Origin of the sequence: Acinetobacter sp. CS-2 (genome assembly GCF_016599715.1) — a bacterium.
GTDB lineage: Bacteria > Pseudomonadota > Gammaproteobacteria > Pseudomonadales > Moraxellaceae > Acinetobacter.
In genome coordinates, this window is the sequence record NZ_CP067019.1 from 719,026 (window position 1) to 741,304 (window position 22,279).

The following is a 22,279-nucleotide window of genomic DNA, read 5'->3' on the forward strand; positions in this document are numbered from 1 at the left end:
ATCCAGATATTTAAAATCTAAAAATTAAAAAGGTGCTCATATTTAACTTTAGGTATGAGCTTTAAAAGAATTCTAAAAATAGGTGGTCAATATGAGTACTCCATCTTCAGGTTCAGGGCTAAAAACGATTTTGGCTGTTGTGGCCATCATTTTCGGTTTAGTACTGCTGATTGGAGGAATATATCTTGCAGTGCTTGGTGGGTCTTGGTACTACATCATCGCAGGTCTATTCTTCATTGCTACTGCAGTTTTATTACACAAATTAAAAAGCTCGGCACTGCTGATTTACGCGGCGCTGCTATTAGGGACTGTGGTGTGGGGGCTTTGGGAAGTGGGCTCTGACTTCTTTGCGCTGGCACCTCGTCTGGACATTTTAGGACTATTTGGTCTTTTATTACTTATTCCTGCGGTGACTCGCGGATTTGAACATCCCAAAGGGGCACAACTGGCTCTTGCAGGCACATTGGTCATCACCATTGCCGTGATGATTTACTCGGTATTTAATGATCCACAGGAAATTCGTGGCGAGTTAAGCACTAAACAGCCTGCAACATCGCAGCCCATTCCGGGTGTGGCCGATGGGGACTGGCCGGCTTATGGCAGGACACAGTCCGGTTTACGCTATTCTCCGTTAAAGCAAATTAATTCTGAAAACGTAAAAGACTTGCAAGTGGCCTGGGAATATCACACTGGTGAATTCAAAACTGAAAATGACTCGGGTGAAACCACCAATCAGGTCACGCCGATTAAAGTGGGTGACAATATGTACATTTGTACAACTCACCAGAAATTGACCGCACTTGATCCGGCAACAGGTCAAGCCAAATGGACTTATGACCCTAAATTACGTGCTGATAATACCTATCAACATTTAACTTGCCGTGGTGTGTCTTATTATGATGCCAATAACACGGCAGGCTTCGAAGCCAGTCTTGCTGCCAAAACAACAGCTTCAGCCGATTGCTCTAAGAAAGTGATTTTGCCGGTGAATGATGGCCGTCTTGTCGCGATCAATGCCGACACGGGCAAGGCGTGTACTAACTTTGGTAAAAATGGCGAAGTCGATCTGCAAAAAGACATGCCATTCCCATACCCGGACGGTTATATCCCGACCTCTCCGCCAGTGGTTACAGGTACAACCATTATTATTGGCGGTTCAACCACCGATAACTATTCGACTGAAGAACCATCGGGTGTGATCCGCGGTTATGACGTCAATACTGGTGAACTGCTGTGGGTATTTGATACCGGTGCTGAAGATCCAAATGCCATTCCTGCGCCAGGCCAGAAATTTGTTCATAACTCCCCCAATGCCTGGGCACCTTTGGCCTATGACGCGAAACTGGATATGGTCTATGTACCTACAGGTGTAAGTACACCAGATATTTATGGCGGGCACCGTACCGAGCTGGATGAGCGCTATGCCAACTCCATGCTGGCTTTAAATGCATCTACCGGTAAGCTGGTCTGGAATTTCCAAACCACCCATCATGACTTATGGGATATGGATGTACCAGCACAGCAGACTTTAGCGGACATTAAAGATAAATCTGGCAATCTTGTTCCTGCAATCTATGTGCTGACGAAAACAGGGAATGCTTTTGTGCTGGACCGTCGTACGGGTAAGGCAATCGTTCCGATTACAGAGAGGCCGGTGCCGCAAACGGTAAAACGCGGCGCACAAACCAAAGGCGAACTTTATTCACCAACTCAACCATTCTCTGATTTTGACCTGGCGCCTAAAGAAAAATTAACCGACAAGCAAATGTGGGGTGCCACCATGTTTGACCAGTTAATCTGCCGTGTAGCGTTCAAGAAATTAAACTATGATGGCATTTATACGCCACCTTCTGAAAATGGCACGCTGGTGTTCCCGGGTAACCTGGGTGTGTTTGAATGGGGCGGGATGTCGGTCAACCCCGACCGGCAAATTGCAGTAATGAACCCGATTGGCTTGCCATTTGTGTCCAGACTGATCCCTGAAGATCCCAAGCGTAAGCAAACAGCCAAAGGCGCGGGGACTGAACAAGGTGTTCAGCCCATGTACGGTGTGCCTTATGGGGTAGAAATCAGTGCCTTTCTGTCTCCCTTCGGGCTGCCGTGTAAACAGCCGGCCTGGGGCTATGTGGCGGGTGTCGATTTAAACACCCATGAAGTGGCCTGGAAACGTCGGATCGGTACCATTCGTGACAGTATGCCGGGTATTCCATTACCGCCATTTAAAATGGGGGTGCCAATGCTGGGCGGTCCAATCTCGACTGCAGGTAATCTCATGTTTGTTGCTGCGACACAGGATAACTATATCCGTGCCATTAATGTGACCAATGGTGATGAGCTTTGGAAAGGCCGTCTACCGGCTGGTGGTCAGGCAACGCCAATGACATATGAAGCCAATGGTAAACAATATGTAGTCATTATGGCCGGTGGTCATGGTTCATTTGGCACCAAAATGGGCGACTCTATCGTGGCTTATGCCTTACCCGATAAAAAATAAGCTACCTATTTATTCGGTTAAATTTGAAAAGTCCGATTCGTCGGGCTTTTTTATGAAAATAAATGCTAAAGAATAAATAAAATAAGCAATATCGTTGAAAATGAATCAAAAAAGGCTGAAAGGCTTTATATCTGTGACGGTCTGATACACTTATCAATAAAACCGCTATTAAATATGTAAAAAACGCATTTTGTTGATAGATCAAATCTCGTTATGCTGTCCGCCGTTATAATAGAAACTACTAGCTGTACACCATGTATTTATATACTGATTTTGACCAGCAACTGGTCAATGAACGTGTTGCACAATTCCGTGACCAAACGGAACGTTATTTAGCCGGTAAATTGACGGAAGATGAATATCGTCCGCTTCGTCTGCAAAACGGCCTTTATGTACAACGTTATGCGCCAATGTTGCGTGTTGCAGTGCCTTACGGTCTGATGAATTCAAAACAATTGCGTAAAATTGCGCAATTGGCTCAACACTATGACCGTGGTTATGCACACGTATCAACACGTCAAAACATTCAGTTTAACTGGCCTGCACTAGAAAATGTACCGGACATGCTGCAAGAGCTGGCATCTGTACAAATGCATGCCATCCAGACTTCTGGTAACTGTATCCGTAATACCACCACTGACCAGTATGCCGGGGTGGTTGCCGGTGAAATTGCAGATCCACGTCCGACCTGTGAGTTGATCCGTCAGTGGTCAACCTTCCACCCTGAATTTGCCTTCTTGCCACGTAAGTTCAAAATTGCGGTTTCTGCATTAGAAGAGACTGACCGTGCGGCAACTTCATTCCACGATATCGGTGTTTACATCGTACGTAATGAAGCAGGCGAGATGGGCTATAAAATCAAAGTGGGTGGTGGTTTGGGCCGTACCCCGGTGATTGGTAGCTTTATTCGTGATTTCTTGCCACGTGAAGATTTGATTGCGTATTTGGAAGCAGTGCTTCGTGTCTATAACTTGCATGGTCGCCGTGACAACAAATATAAAGCCCGTATCAAGATTTTGGTAAAAGCGTTAACGCCAGCCGTATTTGCAGAAAAAGTGGAAGCTGAATTTGCACATACCATCAAGACTCTAAAAATCGATGCAGACACCTTGGCAAAAATGGATGATAACTTCACGCCATTTGCTTACCAAGATTATGCCGATGAAGACTTTACAGAACAGTTTGCAGCGCATCCGAAGTTCAAGCAGTGGTTCAACATCAACACCAATGCCCACAAAGTGCAGGGTTACCGTATTGTTACGATTTCTCTGAAACGTGCCGGTATCGCACCAGGTGACATGACGGTTGAAGAGATGAACCTGATTGCAGACCTTGCTGATAAATATACTTTTGGCGAGTTCCGTACCACCCACGAACAAAATATTGCTTTGGTGGATGTGCCGCAAAAAGACCTGTTTGAATTGTGGCAGATCCTTGATCAGCACAATCTGGCTCGTGCGCACATTGGTTTCTTGACCGATATCATCTGCTGCCCAGGCGGTGACTTCTGCTCGCTTGCAAACGCAAAATCTATTCCTATTTCAGAAGCCATTTCACGCCGTTTTGATGATCTGGATACTATTTACAACTTAGGTAAACTCGACCTGAACATTTCAGGTTGTATGAATGCCTGCGGTCACCACCATGTCGGTAATATCGGTATTTTGGGCGTAGACAAAAAAGGTGCTGAATTCTACCAAATTACACTTGGTGGTAATGCCGACCATGATGCATCAATTGGCGACATTCTTGGGCCATCATTTGCAGCAGACCGTATTCCAGATGTAGTGGAAGAAATTCTAAATACCTATCTTGACCTTCGAAATGACGGTGAAGAGTTTATTGATACTTACCGCCGTGTTGGCATTCAACCATTTAAGGAGCGTGCATATGCTTAATACCGCACTACAAGTGCTCTCTAAAGATGGCACGATTGCAGACAATATGTATCAATTAATTGGTGAAGATGACGTATTACCACAGGGTGACGTGGTTTTAACGGTTGAACAGTTAGACCAGATTGCCAATATTTCAGGTAAAAAAGCACTTTACATTACTGTAGATGCCTCTCCTGAAACGCATGAGTTTCCGCTTGACCAGTTAGATGCAATCTTTATCGAATTTGCAGGCTTTAACGATGGTCGTGGCTATTCATTCGCTGCATTGTTACGTCGTCAAGGTTTTGCAGGTGAGTTACGGGCTACTGGTGATGTATTTAAAGACGTGTTGAACTATATGAAGCGCTCAGGTTTCGATACTTTCGTGATTAAAGAAGGTAAAGATATTGCTGAAGCTGCTGCAGGTTTGGGTGATTTCACCAATCCTTATCAAGCTTCAACTGCAGTGCCAAAAGCACATTATCAAACAGGTGCTTGATTGTTTTAAGCAAATGTTAAAAAGCCGGATTGATTCCGGCTTTTTTATGCATGTTTAAATAAAAAACCGTGATTACATGGCTTCTAATTGGCAATTGACCATCCATTTAATCCCAAACTGATCGGTAAATGTGCCATAGAGCGCTCCCCAAAATGTCTTTTCTAAAGGCATTTCTATTTGTCCATTCACAGATAAAGCATCAAATAAGCGTTGTGCTTCTGCCTGCTCATGGGCATTCAGATTAATTGAAATATAGTGATTATTCCCTTTAGTGAAAACGGTATTGTTTTGCGCACAGAATTGATCATTGGCATCAGATCCCATCAATTCCGTAAATGCATTAATCGGTAAGGATACATGCAGAATAAGATTTTTATCTGCCTCAGATAGCGTGACACCTTCTTGCGCTGGCAATTCACCATAACGGGTCAGATTGGAAAACTCGCCACCAAAAACAGATTTATAAAAGTTAAATGCTGCTTCGGTTTCGCCTTGGAAATTAAGATAATGATTAAGTTGCATGAAAAGCCTTTGTTGTTGTTTTGATGCTTCTAATCTAGCAGGCTTAAGCTTAAATTTAGATGATGAAAATATAAAAAAGTGTAAGCATAAAAAATCCCTCAACAGAGGGATTTTTTTATCTTCTCTCCCTAAGGGAGAGAGTTAGAGAGAGGGGGAATATACTTGATTTTCTCTTTAACGAAGGGAAATTTTTTACAAAAGCTCAATCGCTACAGCAGTTGCTTCACCACCACCAATACACAGGGTAGCAATCCCTTTTTTACCACCAGTACGTTTTAAAGCATGAATGAGCGTCAAAATAATACGCGAACCGCTAGAGCCAACCGGATGACCAAGGGCACAAGCACCACCATTGATGTTGACCTTAGCTGGATCAAGTTTGAAGTCATCCATTGGACACATGGTCACCATGGCAAAAGCTTCGTTAATCTCCCAAAGATCGACGTCTTGAGCATTCCAACCGGTTTTATTTAAAACTTTCTGAATGGCACCGACCGGAGCAATGGTGAACTCAGATGGATGTTGAGAATTTGTAGCATAGGCCACAATTTTAGCCAGAGGTTTTAAACCTTTTGCTGCTGCATTATCCGCCGATGTTAATACCAATGCAGATGCACCGTCTGAAATCGAGCTGGCATTCGCTGCAGTAATGGTGCCGTCTTTGGCAAATGCAGGGCGAAGTGTTGGAATTTTTGCAATATTGGCATTGAACGGTTGTTCATCTTTATCAACCACTATATCGCCTTTGCGGCTCGATACGGTTACAGGCACGATTTCATCGGCAAAGTAACCTTCATTCACGGCTTTTTGTGCGCGTTCTAAAGAGCGAATCGCAAAGTCATCCATTTGTTCGCGAGTGTAGCCACGGGTATTTGCCATGTCTTGTGCAAAAGAACCCATTAAACGGCCTGTTTCCGCATCTTCTAAACCGTCAAGGAACATATGATCTTTGATTTCGCCATGTCCCATGCGCAAACCACCACGCGCTTTAGGCAATACATAAGGAGCATTAGTCATAGACTCCATGCCACCTGCAACCACAATTTCAGCAGAACCGGCTTTTATCATGTCAGCCGCTTGCATCACTGCTTTCATGCCTGAACCGCATAGTTTGTTAATGGTGACTGCACCTGTTGAATCGGGCAGTCCAGCTTGACGCATTGCCTGACGGGCTGGTCCTTGCTTTAACCCGGCAGGCAACACGCAGCCCATAATCACTTCTTCGACATCAGTTGCTTGTAATCCTGCACGTGCAATCGCTTCTTTGATACATGCTGCGCCAAGTTCTGGGGCTGTTACACTGGCCAAGCTACCTTGGAAGCCGCCCATTGCAGTACGTGCCCCATTTACAATTACGATGTCTGTCATTGTTCTTTCTCCGAGATTGATTTTTTTAGGGAATTACTTTCCAAGCTTAAGCAGTATATTGAAAAATGAGCCGGAATAAACAAAGATTGTAGGATGTCTTTAGACTGATAAGTTTTTTAGCAGCTCGATAGGTTTTCTATCCGCATATGTCCCATCGCACTTAGAACCAGCTTCCGGTGATGATCAGAAACCATTGAACAATAATAAAAACTACCATTTGAACCTATAGGCAGGCCATTTTCAGCTTGAAAAGTTAAACTGGGAACACTCAAAGTTCCTCTCCAGTCTAAGTGCCCATATTTTAAATCGGTAGATTCTGTATAGATAATTTTTTCACCTGTATCAATTTGTCTATTTTTATTACTGTCGAGAAAAACCAGTAAACCAGCAGTCCATTGGCTTGTTTGACAATTCACTTTATTTTGACTTGGACATAACACTACATTGGTATGATAGAGCGTAGCTTGAGATTTAGCTAAATAAATCGTTGAAATCAGTTTATTAGTGGTGGCGTTGACTTCCTGTTTGGCTTTCATGTCTTGAAAATAAGGTAAAGCGATTGTTGCCAGAATTGCAAAAATAGCCAAAGTAACGATGAGTTCAACTAATGTGAAGCCATTTTTTTGTTGAAAAAGCATTGAAAGTAATCCTGTAATATATTTTTTTTTAATTATGTATGTTATTAATGTTTTGTTTTTTAATTGTTTTTTAATTGTTTTTTTGCAGGTAATATTTATTTCTCAACTTTATAAGAAAGCTGTTAAAATAATTTGCAAGTGACAATAAGCTATTCATCAGAATAAATTGAGTAAAAAATTACCGAATTACAACGGAAATTGTAAGTAATTTTGTCAATAATTTACTTGATTAAAATTATCAAGCACTTGGAAAAAAAATAAAGTGTTTGTATGATTCAAAGTGAATAGCTTAAGAATAAGACTGGGGTATAAAAAAGCCTATCTCAGAATAGCCAAATTCTAGGCTTGAGCTTGAACAACAATTGTTATCTCTGGAGGATAAATCCATGAAAATGAGTCGTATTGCTTTAGCAATGCTCGTTGCTGCACCTTTAGCTGCTGCAAACGCTGGCGTAACTGTTACTCCATTAATGGTCGGTTATACATGGCAAGATACTCAACACAACAATGGCGCAGATCATTTAACTGATGGTCCTGAGCTTCAAGACGATTTATTCGTTGGTGCAGCACTTGGTGTTGAATTAACGCCTTGGTTAGGTTTTGAAGCTGAATATAACCAAGTGAAAGGTGATGTAGAAGGTCTTAATGTACCTGCTGGTGCAGAGTATAAACAAACTCAAATCAATGGTAACTTCTATGCGACTTCTGATTTGATCACTAAAAACTATGACAGCAAAATCAAACCTTATGTATTGTTAGGTGCTGGTCATTACAAATATAAAGCTGCAGGTTCAATTGCAGATGGTGAGTCTGAAGAAGGTACTTTGGGTAATGCTGGTCTAGGTGCTTTCTGGCGCTTAAACGATGCTTTATCTCTACGTACTGAAGCTCGTGCTACTTATAATATCGACGAAGATTTCTGGAACTATACAGCTTTAGCGGGTCTTAACGTAGTTCTTGGTGGTCACTTGAAACCTGCTGCTCCTGTAGTAGAAGTTGCTCCAGTTGAGCCTGTAGCTCCAGTTCAACCTGCTCCACAAGAGTTGACTGAAGACCTTAACATGGAACTTCGTGTGTTCTTTGATACCAACAAATCAAACATCAAAGACCAATACAAACCAGAAATCGCTAAAGTTGCTGAGAAGTTAGTTGAATATCCAAACGCTACTGCTCGCATCGAAGGTCACACAGATAACACCGGTCCACGTGCATTGAACGAACGTTTATCTTTAGCTCGTGCTAACTCTGTTAAATCTTCACTTGTAAATGAATACAATGTAGATCCAGCTCGTTTGTCTACTCAAGGTTTCGCTTGGGATCAACCGATTGCTGACAACAACACTAAAGAAGGCCGTGCTATGAACCGTCGTGTATTCGCGACTATTTCTGGTAGCCGTACTGTTGTTGCAGAACCTGCTCAACAAGCTCCTGCAGCTCAATAATAAATTATTGAACTGAGTTAAAAAAGCAGCCGTAAGGCTGCTTTTTTTTGTGTGCTACATAAGCATAACTTGTTTAATACACAGTTTCATTTTGATCTTGTTCTAATAAACATCCATATAGACAATAAAAAGAGGGTGAAAAAATGACGCAGATGTTAACGACAACAGATGGAACCTCGATTTATTATAAGGACTGGGGAGAGGGGCCGATTGTGGTCTTTTCCCATGGATGGCCTTTATCTAGTGATGCTTTTGAAGATCAGATGTTATTTCTTGCAGAACATGGCTATCGGGTGATTGCATTTGATCGACGTGGTCATGGACGCTCGAGTCAGCCTTGGGCTGGACATAACATTGATCAATATGCGCAAGATATGCATCAACTCATTGAGCATCTTGGATTAACCGAGTTCGCTTTAGTCGGACATTCTACCGGTGGGGCAGTCGTGACCCGTTATACGGCAAAATATGGTCAGCATAAAGTCACTAAACTTGCACTTATTGCAGCCGTAACTCCACTCATGATTAAACGAGATGATTATCCAGACGGTGTAGATTCGGACGTGTTTGATGAGATGCGCGCAAATTTATTGGCCAATAGAGCTGATTTTTATCTGGATTTTGCTAAAGCATTCTATGGATATGACAAGCTGTTAAATAAAACTTCGGAAGGGGTAATACAAAATTTCTGGCGTATTGCAATGCAGGGTTCAATCAAGGCGCATTATGATTGTATCCATGCATTTTCAGAAACCGATTTACGTGATGATTTAACCCAGATTACAGTACCGACCTTGGTGCTTTATGGAACAGCAGATGACATTGTTCCGCCAGGAATTTGCAGTCAGCAGACCGTTAAACTCTTAAAACATGGTGTCGAAGAGCAAATTAAGGGAGCACCGCACGGGTTGTGTACCACTCATAAAAATGAAGTCAGTTTTGCCTTGAAGGAATTTTTGGCACATCATTGATATAAGTTAAATAAAAAAACAGCCTAAAGGCTGTTTTTTTATTTGAATACCCGATTTAGTCCTGATCAGGATTCATCGGTTTAACATCCATATCTTGATAAGAAACCAACTTGGTTTTGTTTTTCCATTTATAACCCAGCCAGATTGCTAGAAATAATGGAATACTGATATAGGTGGACAATACACCGAGCCAATCACCCGTAATAAAGGCTTGATAGTTCTGTCCAAGTACGACAATCGTACAAAGAATAAAGGCAAACCAAGGGGCAAATGGGAAAAACTTGGCTTTATACGCTAAATCTTCCAGTTTATAACCTTGTGCCAAATAACCTTTACGGAAACGGTAGTGTGAAATGGCAATACCCAGCCATACAATGAATCCGCACATTCCCGACATATTCAGCAACCAGTTAAATACTTGTTGTTCCCCAATAAAAGTGGTGAGAAAGCAAAGTGCGGCAATTGCTGTGGTGGCATACAGTGCATTCATGGGTACACCACGCGAATCCAGTTTACCAAAAATTTTTGGTGCACTGCCTTTGCGTGCCATGTCAAACAGCATACGGGTGGATGAATACATGCCTGAGTTACCTGCGGACAGGATTGCAGTTAGAATCACTGCATTCATTAAACCTGCGGCGAAAGCAAAACCGACTTTTTCATACAATAAGGTAAAAGGTGAAAGGGTAATATTTTCACTTGCTGCCGCTTGTAAAAGGCGTGGATCATCATAAGCCACTAGCGTACCAATAATGAAAATACATACCACATAGAACAATAAAATACGCCAGAAAATTTGCTTGATGGCTACTGGAATGGTCTTTTTAGGATCTTTCGATTCACCCGCAGCAACTCCCACCATCTCTGTGCCCTGGAAGGAGAATCCGGCAATCATGGCGACACCAATCATGGCCTGTAAACCACCAACAAAAGGTGCATCACCTTTAGTCCAGTTGGCAAAGGTCACCATATTCGGCGTCAGCATGATCTTAGCAATCATGGCAATACCAATAATGATAAAGACAATAATGGCAATGACTTTAACCAAAGAGAATAGAAATTCACTTTCACCAAAGCCTTTTACAGAGAGTGAGTTAATGGCAAAAATAACGCTCAGAAAAATGGCACTCCAGTAGAATCCGGGAATATCAGGAAACCAGAATTTCATAATAAACTGGACTGCAACCAGTTCAAAAGCAACCGTAATGGCCCAGTTGTACCAATAGTTCCAGCCCAAAGCAAAGCCAAAACCGCCTTCTACATATTTTGTACCGTAGGTAAAGAAAGCACCTGAGGTCGGGTTATGTGTTGCAAGCTCGCCCAGACTGGTCATCAGGAAATAAATCATGATTCCAATCAGGCAGTAAGCCAATAAAGCACCGCCCGGACCTGCATTGGCAATGGTTGCACCAGAAGCCAGGAATAAGCCTGTGCCGATAGAACCACCAATGGCGATCATATTCAAATGACGTGCACCCAGCTTACGCTGTAAATGTGCAGATTGAGTTTCGCTCATCGTTGTTCCTTAAGATTTCTTTTCAGTGCTAGCGAACAGCACTTTAAAGCCTTGTTGATCGGCTTTGGTTGTACATTTTCCAAAGCTTTGTTCAATGAGTAATGGATAATTTAAAAAGCGGTTTGCCACAATCCAGAGTTCACCACCCGATTTCAAATGACGGCGTGAAGTCTTGCACAAGCTTTCGCTGGCATCATAATTTGTCTGAATGCCTTGATGGAAAGGTGGATTACTGACGATGGCATGCAAGAAAAGCGGCGCATCTTCAATACCGGTCACAGCAGTTATCTCAAGCTGTTCGGGAGAAAGACTATTTTTCTCAAAAGTCATGCGGGTAGAGGCCAATGCAAAAGCATCAACATCCAGCGCAAAAATACGGTTTTTCGGATTCAATTTGGCCAGATAAGCGCTGATAATACCGGCACCACAGCCAAAGTCTGCAATTTTACCTGAAGTGACCTGTGATAAAAACGGTAAGAATACTGCTGTGCCGACATCTAAACGATTTTGGCTGAATACACCGGGCAGGGCACAAATAGTGAGATCACCTTTTGGTGTTGCTACCGTATATTCTTGGGCCCAATTTGCCAAAGTCTTTTCTTTAACCGTCGATTCAATCTTGAGTTGCCAGAGCTGGCAATGACGTGCACTGTCCAGTTTAAAGGCTTTACCATAAGGCTGTAGCTGTTTGGCTGCACGTTCAACGCCGCCTTTTTTCTCACCCACCAGGAAGATGGAAGCCCCTAAACCTAGACGGCTGACGACATTATGCAGGACATAATTTAACAGTTCTTTGGACTTCGGTACAAAGATAATGGCCTGGTCAAAACTGCCTTCAGGAAGCTCTACGCCAAAATGTACAGCGGCCTGTTGTGACTGAAAATATTGAAATTCATTATAATTCCATGTCCACAAACAAGGGCTGATGTCTTTCTCTAGATTGGAAAGTAAATCATCAGTCGGTGCATTGACTAAAAGCACACGTCCAGAAAGGTATTCATGCTGCCGAATGACAACTTCACTTCTTGGATCCATTTTTTATCTCGCCATTGAAAAACTCTGCCCAGACAATGCTGGGCAGAGTTGATGCTGAAATGAAATTATTGCTTCGATTCAGGAAGAATAATATTTAAAAGCAATGCTGCAATACCACCAGTCGCCACACCGGAACTGAAGATGTTACGGAATAATTCAGGAAGATGTTCCAAAATTTGTGGGACTTGTGCAACCCCCAAACCGAGTGCCAGTGAAATGGCAATAATTAACAGGGCACGACGGTCAAGATGAATCCCTGACAGGATATTAATACCAGAAGCCGCCACAGCACCAAACATCACCATGACTGCACCGCCAAGCACGGCTTGAGGAACTGCTTGAATCACGCCAGCAACCGCAGGTAACAAGCCTAAAATTACCAGTAATGCTGCAATCCAAATACCGACATAACGGCTTGCAACACCGGTAAGTTGAATGACGCCATTATTTTGTGCGAACACCGAACTTGGGAAAGTATTGAATAAGCCGGCGAGCAGAGAGTTGGCACCATTCACCAGCACACCACCTTTAATACGCTCCATCCATACTGGACCATCGACTGGCTGATTGGAAATCTTTGAAGTTGCGGTAATGTCACCAATCGCTTCTAAAGATGTGACCAAATAAATAAAGGCCATTGGAATAAACAAGCTCCAAGAGAAGCTTAAACCAAAATGCATCGGTGTTGGAATCTGAACCATTGGCGCATCTTTCATGCCTGAAAAATCAAGGTGGCCCATGAAACCGGCAAGGGCATAACCAATAATCAGGGCAATCAGAATGGCGGAGCTTTTGATCCAGGTAATACGGACACGGTTCAGGACAATAATAATCGCCAGTACTGTACAGGACATAATCAGGTTATCGGCGTTGGCAAAGGTTTTATCGCCCATGGCCTGATAACCACCCCCCATACTGATTAAACCTTCCTTAATTAAGGTCAAACCAATCAGCAGGACGACAATACCTGTAACAAGGGGAGTGATCAGTTGTTTTACCCAAGGTAAAATACGTGATACACCCATTTCAATAAATGAGCCGGCAATTACTACACCAAAAATAGAAGCCATCACTGCTTCAACAGGGGTGCCTGCCGCGACCATGGCTGAACCAATGCCGATAATCGGACCAATAAAGTTAAAACTGGTGCCTTGTACAATTAAAAGACCCGCGCCCAAAGGGCCAACTTTTTTACATTGTAAAAAGGTTGCAATCCCGGAGATTACCAAAGACATGGAAAGAATCATGTTGGTGTCTTCTTTTGAAACGCCTAAAGCAAGACAGATCAAAAGACCAGGGGTGACAATCGGGACAATAATCGCAAGTAAATGTTGCAGGGCAGCGAGAAAAGCGATAAATGGTTTGGGGCGATCGTTTAATCCGTAGACCAAATCAAGACGATCTTGTTGTTTGGGAGAGTTTTGTAAATCAGACATGTAAGAAAGGTACAACAGCAATTTGGCGTTATTCTAATCGAGTTACAGGAGTTTACAAACGAAAAAAAGGACGAATAGTCAAAAAAACTTGTAACTGTCAATAAACTGTCACTACTAAAAGTTTAGTTTTTTCTGTATAATTTGCCCTCAAATTTAAAGTTTAAAGCGTATCGAATTTACATGTCAGATATTAAAACTCTCCGCAACATTGCCATTATTGCGCACGTTGACCACGGTAAAACAACTCTTGTAGACAAACTTTTACAACAATCAGGTGCACTCGGTGAACGAGCGGGCGAGATTGAGCGTGTCATGGATTCAGGCGCTATTGAAAGTGAACGTGGTATTACCATTCTTGCAAAAAACACTGCAATCAAATGGTTAGATGAACGTACTAATACTGAATACCGCATTAACATCGTGGACACCCCGGGGCACGCCGACTTCGGTGGTGAAGTAGAACGTGTATTGTCGATGGTAGACTGTGTATTGCTACTTGTGGACGCACAAGAAGGTCCAATGCCACAAACACGCTTCGTAACACAAAAAGCCTTTGCACGTGGTTTGAAACCAATCGTGATTATCAACAAAGTCGACAAGCCAAGTGCACGTTGTGACTGGGTGATCGATCAAGTTTTTGATCTGTTTGATAATCTTGGTGGTACTGACGAACAGTTAGACTTCCCGATCGTTTATGCTTCAGGTCTTCGTGGTGTTGCTGGTCCTTCTCCAGAAGAACTTGCTGAAGATATGACACCGTTGTTCCAAACAATCGTTGACATCGTTGAGCCACCAGCAGTTGATGTTGATGGTCCATTCCAAATGCAGATTTCTTCACTTGACTATAACAGCTTCGTTGGTGTGATCGGTGTTGGTCGTATCCAGCGCGGTTCAGTGAAATTAAATACGCAAGTGACTGTGATTGATAAAGATGGTAAGACGCGTAACGGCCGTATCTTAAAAATCATGGGTTACCATGGTCTAGATCGTGTTGACGTTGAAGAAGCTTCTGCAGGCGATATCGTTTGTGTAACGGGTATTGATGCACTCAACATTTCTGACACAATCTGTGATCCGAAAGCTGTTGAAGCTTTACCGCCATTGTCTGTAGATGAACCTACCGTATCGATGACGTTCCAGGTCAACAACTCACCGTTTGCTGGTAAAGAAGGTAAATTCGTGACTTCACGTAACATCCGTGAACGTCTAGATCGCGAATTGATCCATAACGTAGCACTTCGCGTTGAAGATACTGACAGTCCAGACCGTTTTAAAGTGTCTGGCCGTGGTGAACTTCACCTTTCAGTTTTGATCGAAAACATGCGTCGTGAAGGCTTCGAGATGGGTGTATCTCGTCCGCAAGTAATCTTGAAAGAAATCGACGGCCAAATGCAAGAGCCGTACGAAAACGTAACTTTTGACGTTGAAGAACAGCATCAAGGTGCTGTAATGGAACAAATGGGTCACCGTAAAGGCGAGATGACCAATATGGAAGTTGACGGTAAAGGCCGTATCCGTATTGAAGCAACTGTTCCTTCACGTGGCTTGATCGGTTTCCGTTCTGAATTCTTGACCATGACTTCTGGTACAGGGATCATGACATCAAGCTTCTCTCACTACGGTCCAATGAAACAAGGTACTGTTGCTAAACGTCAAAACGGTGTGTTGATTTCTATGGTTCAAGGTACTTGCCTGGGCTATGCATTGTTCACACTACAAGACCGTGGCCGTCTATTTGCTAAACCACAGTTGGAAGTTTATGAAGGAATGATCGTGGGTATTAACTCTCGTTCAGACGACATGGTGGTTAACCCGACTAAAGCGAAACAGCTCACTAACGTACGTGCATCAGGTACTGATGATGCCTTAACACTTGTACCTAATATTGAATACACGCTTGAACAGGCGCTTGAATTCATCGAAGACGACGAGTTGGTTGAAGTAACACCGAAATCAATTCGTATCCGTAAACGTTACTTGACTGAAAACGAACGTAAGCGTAACCGCGGTAAATAATTTTTCTGTTTAGCAGATATAAAAAACCGCTAACTAAGGTTAGCGGTTTTTTTGTGAGCATAAGTTACAAAATGAAACTGCTCTGTGAGCGAAAATTGCTAAAGTACCCCTAACAACAGATTAATTATCACCCTATAAAAACACTGAAAATGGTCTAAGGAGTCAAGTATGAGTATTGTTCAAGAATTTAAAGAGTTTGCCATCAAGGGCAACATGATGGATTTGGCTATCGGGGTTATCATTGGCGGGGCATTCGGTAAAATTGTCGACTCATTGGTGAAAGATATCATCATGCCCATCATTACCCTGATTACGGGTGGAGGCGTTGATTTTACCCAGAAATTTATCGTCCTCGGGGATAATCCGGAGAATCTGCAATCTTTGGATGCATTGACCAAAGCCGGAATTAACGTGCTGACCTATGGTAATTTCCTCACGATTTTAATTAACTTTATCATTTTGGCTTGGGTGGTGTTCCTGATGGTAAAAATGTTAAACCGTATGCGCCGTACAAAAGAGGAAGTGCCGGCAGCACCTGCCCCAACACCGGAAGATATTCAGTTACTGCGTGAAATCCGTGATGAATTGAAGAAAAAGGTTTAAGGATTTTCTGCTTGAAAAAAATGGTGCTGAATGTCCCTTTTTTTATAAAATCCCTCCCAACCTCCCTTTGATAAAGGGAGGAGTAGTCCACCTTTGGAAAAGGTGAGAAGCACTGCTTCGCAAGGAGGGGATTACATCCGAAACTTGATTTCTAACAAATGCCAGCCAAACTGACTCTTAATCGGGCCATGTAATTCACGCTCAGGCAAGCTAAACACGGCTTTATCAATCGGACTGACTAACTGACCTTTTTTAATATCACCCAGTTCGCCACCTTTTTTGCCCGAAGGGCAGGTGGAATGCTGTTTGGCAATTTTTGCAAAATCAGCCCCATCCTTAATTTTCTTTTTCAGCTGTTCAGCAAGCACTTTATCTTTGACCAAGATATGTCGAACGATGGCAGATTTCATACTTTGCTTCCTTTAATGGCTTTCTGGTGGGCTATTTTAACTTTTTTTAGGGGCTGACACTCTGGACAAAATACCGATGCACGCTGTCCGAGTTTTAAATTTTCCAACGTGGTTTCACAGTTCACGCACATTTCACCGGCACGACCATAAGCCAGCAGGGTTTGCTGGAAATAGCCGTTTTCACCCATGGCATTGGTATAGTCACGTAAAGTCGAGCCACCGAGATCAATCGCCTGTTTTAAAATACGTTTAATTTCTATAACTAACTGTTCAATTTGCTGAAAACTCAGGCTAGAAGCAGGTTGAGCGGGGTGAATGCCTAAATTGAACAGGCTTTCGGTAGCATAAATATTGCCCACTCCCACCACCATGTGGTTATCCATAATCGCTACTTTCGCTGCTACATTTTTCTTTTTAAATTTGTCAAACAGATATTCAGCACTAAATGCTTCACTCAAAGGTTCAGGCCCTAAAGTATCAATCAGTTTGCTTTGCGAGTTTTGATCGAGCCATAAAATACAGCCAAAACGGCGCGGGTCATGATAACGCAGTTCAATATCTTCAAATTGAATGATCAGATGATCGTGTTTGCGCAGTTCATCTGTTGCTGCACATAATCTGAAACTGCCCGACATGCCCAAATGCCACAGCATACTGTCTTGTTCAAACTCTGCCAAAATATATTTGGAACGGCGGGTGAGTTTCAGCAATTTTTGACCCACCAACTTTTGTATATTTTCAGGAATAGGCCAACGTAAGCTCGGCTGACGGACCTCTACCTTTAAGACAGTTTGATCCAACAGTGGCAAGAGACTGGTTTTGGTGGTTTCAACTTCAGGTAATTCAGGCATAGGATCAAGTGTATCAAGAAAACTTTGTGCTTAATATTGGACTGCTAAGAGGGGATTGCAAGGGAATCTCAAAAAATCTATATGCTTGTTGCAATTCGTTAATCGATGTAATCGACTGATTCTAGCAGTCATTTTAATTCACCGATTGCTTAATGATTCATCTTAATTTGAATGAGTCATTAACCTTGGTACTACAAATAAACTTAAACGCTATGCAGGTAGTTCGTTTAAGCTTTTAAGCAGTATTTTAATAAGATATAGAGCAAGCTATGCTAGGTAAATATAACGAGATTCTCTTCCCTAAGACTTTGCTTTACCTGACAACATGCCTCTGCCAGCATCTTTATGCTGCTCCTGATTCTACGAACCCGGTTTTGCTTCCTGTCATTAAAATAGAAGCGACACGTAGCGATACTGACGGGCTGCAAACACCTGCTTCAGTATATCGAATCGAACAAAATAAGCATACGAATCACCTGGGTGTAAATCTTTCTGAAACTTTAAAAGGTGTACCTGGCTTACAGCTGAATAACCGTGAAAATTATGCCCAGGATTTACAGATTTCCATGCGTGGCTTTGGTGCACGTTCAACTTTTGGTGTGCGTGGTATCCGTTTATATGTCGATGGTATTCCTGCGAGCATGCCGGATGGACAAGGCCAGACCTCAAATATTGATTTAAGCAGTCTAGACCATATTGAAGTACTGGGTGGGCCATTTTCTACGCTTTATGGCAATTCCTCTGGCGGAACGATTTTGACTACGACCAAACAGGGAGAAGGCAAAGATTCCATTGAATTGGGCTATTCTGCTGGCAGTCAGTATAAAAGCCGTGCCAATGTGATATTGCAAGGTGGTGCAGATCGGGCCGGTGAGCCGAGTTATGTGCTCAGTTCCTCTTATTTTGATACTGATGGCTACCGTGACCACAGTGCTGCGCATAAAGTACTGAGTAATGCCAAACTGACCTGGGATCTGGATGACGGCTCTAAACTGAACTGGATTATGAATCAGGTTGATATAAATGCCGATGATCCGCAAGGTTTGACCCGCCAGCAGTGGCAAGCCAATCCCAAACAGGTCAATGATGCGAACAATATCTATGACGTGCGCAAGGAAATTAATCAAACCCAGACCGGTCTGACCTGGTCAAAACCGATCAATGATCAGTATGAACTGTATGCTATGGCTTATCTGGGACATCGTGAAGTGACCCAGTATCAGTCGATTCCTTCGGCAGCGCAAATAAACCCACGCCATGCCGGCGGTGTGATTGATTTCAGCCGTGATTATTACGGCACTGATATTCGCTGGACTGGAAAGAATCTTTTACCCAATACGCGTCTGACCGCGGGTCTGGCCTTTGATTATATGGATGAAGACCGCCAGGGTTATGAAAACTTTGATGCCAATCGGCAGTTTGGCGTAAAAGGGAATCTACGTCGTGATGAACAGAATTTTTTATGGAATTTAGATCCCTATCTTCAAGCCGCGTGGGATTTTTTACCCAATTGGACCTTGGACACAGGGCTGCGTTATAGCAATGTACATTACCAGTCCAACGATCACTATATTGTCACAGGCAATGGCGACGATAGCGGCAAGACCGACTATAACCAGATGCTACCTTCAGTGGCTTTAAGCTGGAAAATGAATGACCGGTTCAATGCTTATGCCAGTTATGCCAAAGGTTTCGAAACACCGACCTTTACTGAAATGGCCTATTCTGCAAATGATGGCATGAATTTCAATTTAAAGCCCGCCAGCAGTAATAATTATGAGCTGGGTGTGAAAGCACAAAATATGTGGGGCAATTTCACGGCTGCAGTCTTCCAAAGCAAAACACAAAAAGATATTGTTTCTGCTGGAACAGTGGATGGCCGTGCGACCTATAAGAATGCGGATAAAACGCTGCGTGAAGGGCTGGAACTGTCCTGGAACAAAAATCTATGGCGTGATTTAACTGCTCAGGCCAGCTACAGCTATATTGATGCTACATTTGATGCAGCAATTCCGGACAGTACGGTGCAGAAAGGCAACAAGATTCCGGGCATCGCTAAAAATCAGGCCTTTGCCTCTTTAGGCTGGCAGCCGGAAACCGGTTTTAATATGGGTGTTGATGTCCGCTATATGGATCAGGTCTATGTAGATGATACAAATAGCGATGCCGCACCAAGTTATAGCATCATTTCGGCCAATGCCGGTTATGTCTGGAAACAGGCCGACTGGAAAGTCCGGACTTTTACGCGAGTCGATAATCTGTTTGATAAAGACTATGTCGGTTCAGTGATTGTAAATGAGGGTAATGGACGCTTCTTTGAACCCGCGGACGGTTTGAACTGGAGTGCGGGATTAAGTGTGAGCAAGGTATTCTAACAGGGGCTAAACGTGGCGTTATTATTTCAACCAATTCAATTTGGTTCGTTAAAACTGAGCAATAAAATCGTAATTGCTCCAATGTGTCAGTATTCGGCAACTGAACAAGGGGAAGTGACCTATTGGCATGAGCAGCAATGGGCCAATTATGCCTTGTCTGGTGCCGGTTTATGTATTGTTGAAGCCACCGCAGTGCAAGCGGAAGGGCGGATCAGTTATGCCGATTTGGGACTGTGGAATGATACACAGCGTGATCAGATTAAGGCATTACTGACAAAAATAAAGACACTTTCGCCTATGCCATTTGCTGTGCAATTGGCACATGCAGGGCGTAAAGCCTCAACCGATAAGCCTTGGAATGGAAGAGGTCAATTTAAGCCGGCAGAGACTCATGGCTGGCAAACAGTTTCTGCCAGTGATATTCCCTTTAATCCAGCCGATCATGCACCGCATGCACTGAGTAAAGATGAAATCCAGCAAGTGATTCAAGACTTTGCTGATGCTGCCAAGCGTGCCGTGGATGCCGGTTTTGACTTAATTGAAGTGCATGCAGCACATGGTTATTTGCTGCATCAATTTATGTCACCATTATCGAATCAGCGTCAGGACGAATATGGCGGCAGTTTCGAGAACCGCATTCGCTTAACGCTGCAAGTTTTTCAGGCCATGAAAAATGCGGTACCAGAAGGCTACCCTATAGGCGTGCGTATTTCTGCAACAGACTGGATGGAGGGGCAGGCTAGCTGGGATGTCGAATCTTCGGTCGGTTTGGCCAAAGCTTTAGAGCAATTGGGGGCGGTATATATCCATGTGTCGAGTGGTGGCTTGCATATCGATCAGAATATCCATCTGGAAGCCAATTATCAGGTTCCGTTTGCTCATGCTGTTAAGCAGGTCGTCAGTATTCCCGTGATTGCTGTGGGTTTAATTACTGAAGCCATGCAGGCCGAAGGAATTTTGCATTATCAGCAAGCTGATGCAATTGCTTTAGCTCGTGCTATGCTGTATGACCCGCGCTGGCCATGGCATGCTGCCGCAGAGTTGGGTGAAAATATTCAAATTGCACCACAATATTTGCGCTGTCAGCCGCGTGGATTAAAAGCGTTGTTTAGCGCTTTTTAATACTTCATCCCGATATTTCGCTTGAATGTTTTAAGACTCCGACTCTAAAGAGTCGGAGTCTGGGCAAGTAGTTTTATTTATTGAAAGGACGAATTCCATATGGTCTTTACGGTCATCGTGCCGATCTTTTTTTTATTAGCTTTAGGTTATTTTTCGGTAAAGTTTCAGCTTTTAACAAAAGAGCAAGTTAATGCTGTTGGGGCCTTTGTCATTAAAATTGCGCTACCTGCTTTATTTTTCCAATCCTTGGCCGCAAAAGATTTGCATGAAATCTGGTATCCCGAATACTTTCTTGTCTATAGCGGCGTGACTTTTATTTTATATGCTGCGGCATTTTTTATTGTTTCACATTACTTTAAAAATGACCGTTCACAGTCTTCAGTTTTGTCGCTAGGTGCGGCCATGTCGAATACCGGGCTTATTGGTACGGCGGTATTATCCTTGCTGCTGGGACAAAAGGCGATGACCTATACCTCTTTGGTGGTAATCATTGAAAGTGTGCTGCTCATTCCGGCAGTACTGATTCTGGCGGAACTGGGAAATTCACAAAAGGCCAGTTTTGCCCAAATCCTCCAGAGCACAGTAGTTACTTTATTGAAAAATCCCTTGTTTATGGGCGTCATGCTGGGGATAGCCTGCGCCATCTTTCAGATTCATATTCCTAAACAGCTGGATCAGGTCTTGGCCCTGCTTGGACAAACTGCATCGCCTTTGGCCTTATTCTCGATTGGTGGTGGGATTGTGGGATTGACGCTGAAATATGTGAATCTGCAAAGCTTTTATCTGGTGATTTCCAGTAACCTGATCATGCCTTTGCTGATGTTTCTGGGTTTGAATTATTTAACCAATGTGAGTCAGGAAATGGTCTATGCTGGAACGCTTATTGCCGCTTTGCCGATGCCGACCATTTTTGCTATGTTAGGTCAAGCGTATGGTTTAAATGAAAAAACTTTAACTCCTTTATTGATGAGTACCATTTTAGGATTTATTGTGGTGAGTGTGTTAATTAGTGTCTGGTGGGCTTAAAATTTTACGGTCAGCATGAATAGCAACAAAATAACAGCTATAAAAAAAGCCCCTGGAATGAGGCTTTTAATCATCTCT

The 22,279-nt window shown here is 43.0% G+C and carries 18 protein-coding genes; 10 read left to right on the forward strand and 8 right to left on the reverse strand.

Annotation, left to right across the window (positions count from 1 at the left end):
- Positions 1 to 91 precede the first annotated feature (91 nt).
- From JFY49_RS03305 to JFY49_RS03315, 3 genes are all read left to right on the forward strand, one after another.
- Complete coding sequence (locus JFY49_RS03305) at positions 92 to 2,494, forward strand: glucose/quinate/shikimate family membrane-bound PQQ-dependent dehydrogenase (RefSeq protein ID WP_200223767.1); 2,403 nt, start codon at positions 92 to 94, stop codon at positions 2,492 to 2,494.
- Between the two features lie 254 nt (positions 2,495 to 2,748).
- Complete coding sequence (locus tag JFY49_RS03310; protein ID WP_200223768.1) at positions 2,749 to 4,392, forward strand: nitrite/sulfite reductase; 1,644 nt, start codon at positions 2,749 to 2,751, stop codon at positions 4,390 to 4,392.
- Positions 4,385 to 4,870 carry a DUF934 domain-containing protein gene (locus JFY49_RS03315; RefSeq protein ID WP_200223769.1) on the forward strand — a complete coding sequence of 162 codons (486 nt, stop codon included), beginning with the start codon at positions 4,385 to 4,387 and terminating at the stop codon, positions 4,868 to 4,870. The genes JFY49_RS03310 and JFY49_RS03315 overlap by 8 nt, the downstream gene beginning before the upstream one ends.
- Positions 4,871 to 4,942: 72 nt before the next feature.
- Here the strand turns inward: JFY49_RS03315 and JFY49_RS03320 are convergent, their stop codons facing one another.
- The 3 genes from JFY49_RS03320 to JFY49_RS03330 form a co-directional block, all read right to left on the reverse strand.
- Complete coding sequence (locus JFY49_RS03320) at positions 4,943 to 5,392, reverse strand: VOC family protein (RefSeq protein ID WP_200223770.1); 450 nt, start codon at positions 5,390 to 5,392, stop codon at positions 4,943 to 4,945.
- Positions 5,393 to 5,584: 192 nt separating this feature from the next.
- A complete protein-coding gene (locus JFY49_RS03325) occupies positions 5,585 to 6,760 on the reverse strand; it encodes a thiolase family protein (RefSeq protein ID WP_200223771.1) in 1,176 nt (391 codons plus the stop codon).
- A 116-nt stretch (positions 6,761 to 6,876) separates the two neighbouring features.
- Entirely contained in the window at positions 6,877 to 7,398 is a 522-nt protein-coding gene (locus JFY49_RS03330; protein ID WP_200223772.1) for a GspH/FimT family pseudopilin, read from the reverse strand.
- Between the two features lie 386 nt (positions 7,399 to 7,784).
- On the opposite strand from JFY49_RS03330, the gene omp38 reads away from it, so the two are divergent.
- Positions 7,785 to 8,840, forward strand: coding sequence for an outer membrane protein Omp38 (omp38, locus tag JFY49_RS03335; protein WP_166170865.1), 1,056 nt, complete (start codon positions 7,785 to 7,787; stop codon positions 8,838 to 8,840).
- Between the two features lie 143 nt (positions 8,841 to 8,983).
- On the forward strand, positions 8,984 to 9,811 hold the full coding sequence (locus JFY49_RS03340) for an alpha/beta fold hydrolase (protein ID WP_200223774.1): 828 nt from the start codon (positions 8,984 to 8,986) through the stop codon (positions 9,809 to 9,811).
- Positions 9,812 to 9,866: 55 nt separating this feature from the next.
- Here the strand turns inward: JFY49_RS03340 and JFY49_RS03345 are convergent, their stop codons facing one another.
- The 3 genes from JFY49_RS03345 to JFY49_RS03355 all read right to left on the reverse strand — a co-directional run bounded on the left by JFY49_RS03345 (position 9,867) and on the right by JFY49_RS03355 (position 13,798).
- Positions 9,867 to 11,327: an amino acid permease gene (locus JFY49_RS03345; RefSeq protein WP_200223776.1), complete on the reverse strand. Its 1,461-nt coding sequence runs from the start codon at positions 11,325 to 11,327 to the stop codon at positions 9,867 to 9,869.
- Positions 11,328 to 11,336: 9 nt separating this feature from the next.
- Entirely contained in the window at positions 11,337 to 12,362 is a 1,026-nt protein-coding gene (locus tag JFY49_RS03350) for a methyltransferase (RefSeq protein WP_200223778.1), read from the reverse strand.
- A gap of 65 nt (positions 12,363 to 12,427) precedes the next feature.
- On the reverse strand, positions 12,428 to 13,798 hold the full coding sequence (locus JFY49_RS03355; protein ID WP_086195686.1) for a uracil-xanthine permease family protein: 1,371 nt from the start codon (positions 13,796 to 13,798) through the stop codon (positions 12,428 to 12,430).
- A gap of 180 nt (positions 13,799 to 13,978) precedes the next feature.
- Between JFY49_RS03355 and typA the strand changes: the two genes are divergently transcribed.
- Together typA and mscL are read left to right on the forward strand one after the other, a co-directional pair.
- Complete coding sequence (typA, locus tag JFY49_RS03360) at positions 13,979 to 15,814, forward strand: translational GTPase TypA (RefSeq protein ID WP_166170857.1); 1,836 nt, start codon at positions 13,979 to 13,981, stop codon at positions 15,812 to 15,814.
- A 168-nt stretch (positions 15,815 to 15,982) separates the two neighbouring features.
- A complete protein-coding gene (gene mscL / locus JFY49_RS03365; RefSeq protein ID WP_166170855.1) occupies positions 15,983 to 16,417 on the forward strand; it encodes a large conductance mechanosensitive channel protein MscL in 435 nt (144 codons plus the stop codon).
- Between the two features lie 131 nt (positions 16,418 to 16,548).
- On the opposite strand, the gene JFY49_RS03370 is transcribed toward mscL, so the two are convergent.
- Both JFY49_RS03370 and mutM read right to left on the reverse strand, forming a co-directional pair.
- Positions 16,549 to 16,827 carry a peptidylprolyl isomerase gene (locus tag JFY49_RS03370; protein WP_200223780.1) on the reverse strand — a complete coding sequence of 93 codons (279 nt, stop codon included), beginning with the start codon at positions 16,825 to 16,827 and terminating at the stop codon, positions 16,549 to 16,551.
- A complete protein-coding gene (gene mutM / locus JFY49_RS03375; RefSeq protein WP_200223782.1) occupies positions 16,824 to 17,678 on the reverse strand; it encodes a bifunctional DNA-formamidopyrimidine glycosylase/DNA-(apurinic or apyrimidinic site) lyase in 855 nt (284 codons plus the stop codon). Before mutM ends, JFY49_RS03370 begins: the two co-directional genes overlap by 4 nt.
- Before the next feature lie 269 nt (positions 17,679 to 17,947).
- Between mutM and JFY49_RS03380 the strand changes: the two genes are divergently transcribed.
- The 3 genes from JFY49_RS03380 to JFY49_RS03390 all read left to right on the forward strand — a co-directional run bounded on the left by JFY49_RS03380 (position 17,948) and on the right by JFY49_RS03390 (position 22,201).
- A complete protein-coding gene (locus tag JFY49_RS03380; RefSeq protein ID WP_200223784.1) occupies positions 17,948 to 20,053 on the forward strand; it encodes a TonB-dependent receptor in 2,106 nt (701 codons plus the stop codon).
- Between the two features lie 12 nt (positions 20,054 to 20,065).
- The gene (locus tag JFY49_RS03385) at positions 20,066 to 21,175 is read left to right on the forward strand and encodes an NADH:flavin oxidoreductase/NADH oxidase (RefSeq protein ID WP_200223786.1); all 1,110 of its coding nucleotides are present in this window, start codon (positions 20,066 to 20,068) and stop codon (positions 21,173 to 21,175) included.
- Between the two features lie 99 nt (positions 21,176 to 21,274).
- Positions 21,275 to 22,201 carry an AEC family transporter gene (locus JFY49_RS03390; protein ID WP_166170845.1) on the forward strand — a complete coding sequence of 309 codons (927 nt, stop codon included), beginning with the start codon at positions 21,275 to 21,277 and terminating at the stop codon, positions 22,199 to 22,201.
- Positions 22,202 to 22,279: the final 78 nt, after the last annotated feature.

Coding starts and splice junctions, on each gene's coding strand:
- JFY49_RS03305 (WP_200223767.1), top strand. CDS start 92: ATGAGTACTCCATCTTCAGGTTCAGGGCTAAAAACGATTTTGGCTGTT.
- mutM (WP_200223782.1), bottom strand. CDS start 17,678: ATGCCTGAATTACCTGAAGTTGAAACCACCAAAACCAGTCTCTTGCCA.
- JFY49_RS03345 (WP_200223776.1), bottom strand. CDS start 11,327: ATGAGCGAAACTCAATCTGCACATTTACAGCGTAAGCTGGGTGCACGT.
- JFY49_RS03325 (WP_200223771.1), bottom strand. CDS start 6,760: ATGACAGACATCGTAATTGTAAATGGGGCACGTACTGCAATGGGCGGC.
- JFY49_RS03355 (WP_086195686.1), bottom strand. CDS start 13,798: ATGTCTGATTTACAAAACTCTCCCAAACAACAAGATCGTCTTGATTTG.
- JFY49_RS03320 (WP_200223770.1), bottom strand. CDS start 5,392: ATGCAACTTAATCATTATCTTAATTTCCAAGGCGAAACCGAAGCAGCA.
- JFY49_RS03315 (WP_200223769.1), top strand. CDS start 4,385: ATGCTTAATACCGCACTACAAGTGCTCTCTAAAGATGGCACGATTGCA.
- omp38 (WP_166170865.1), top strand. CDS start 7,785: ATGAAAATGAGTCGTATTGCTTTAGCAATGCTCGTTGCTGCACCTTTA.
- typA (WP_166170857.1), top strand. CDS start 13,979: ATGTCAGATATTAAAACTCTCCGCAACATTGCCATTATTGCGCACGTT.
- JFY49_RS03390 (WP_166170845.1), top strand. CDS start 21,275: ATGGTCTTTACGGTCATCGTGCCGATCTTTTTTTTATTAGCTTTAGGT.
- mscL (WP_166170855.1), top strand. CDS start 15,983: ATGAGTATTGTTCAAGAATTTAAAGAGTTTGCCATCAAGGGCAACATG.
- JFY49_RS03370 (WP_200223780.1), bottom strand. CDS start 16,827: ATGAAATCTGCCATCGTTCGACATATCTTGGTCAAAGATAAAGTGCTT.
- JFY49_RS03340 (WP_200223774.1), top strand. CDS start 8,984: ATGACGCAGATGTTAACGACAACAGATGGAACCTCGATTTATTATAAG.
- JFY49_RS03350 (WP_200223778.1), bottom strand. CDS start 12,362: ATGGATCCAAGAAGTGAAGTTGTCATTCGGCAGCATGAATACCTTTCT.
- JFY49_RS03310 (WP_200223768.1), top strand. CDS start 2,749: ATGTATTTATATACTGATTTTGACCAGCAACTGGTCAATGAACGTGTT.
- JFY49_RS03330 (WP_200223772.1), bottom strand. CDS start 7,398: ATGCTTTTTCAACAAAAAAATGGCTTCACATTAGTTGAACTCATCGTT.
- JFY49_RS03380 (WP_200223784.1), top strand. CDS start 17,948: ATGCTAGGTAAATATAACGAGATTCTCTTCCCTAAGACTTTGCTTTAC.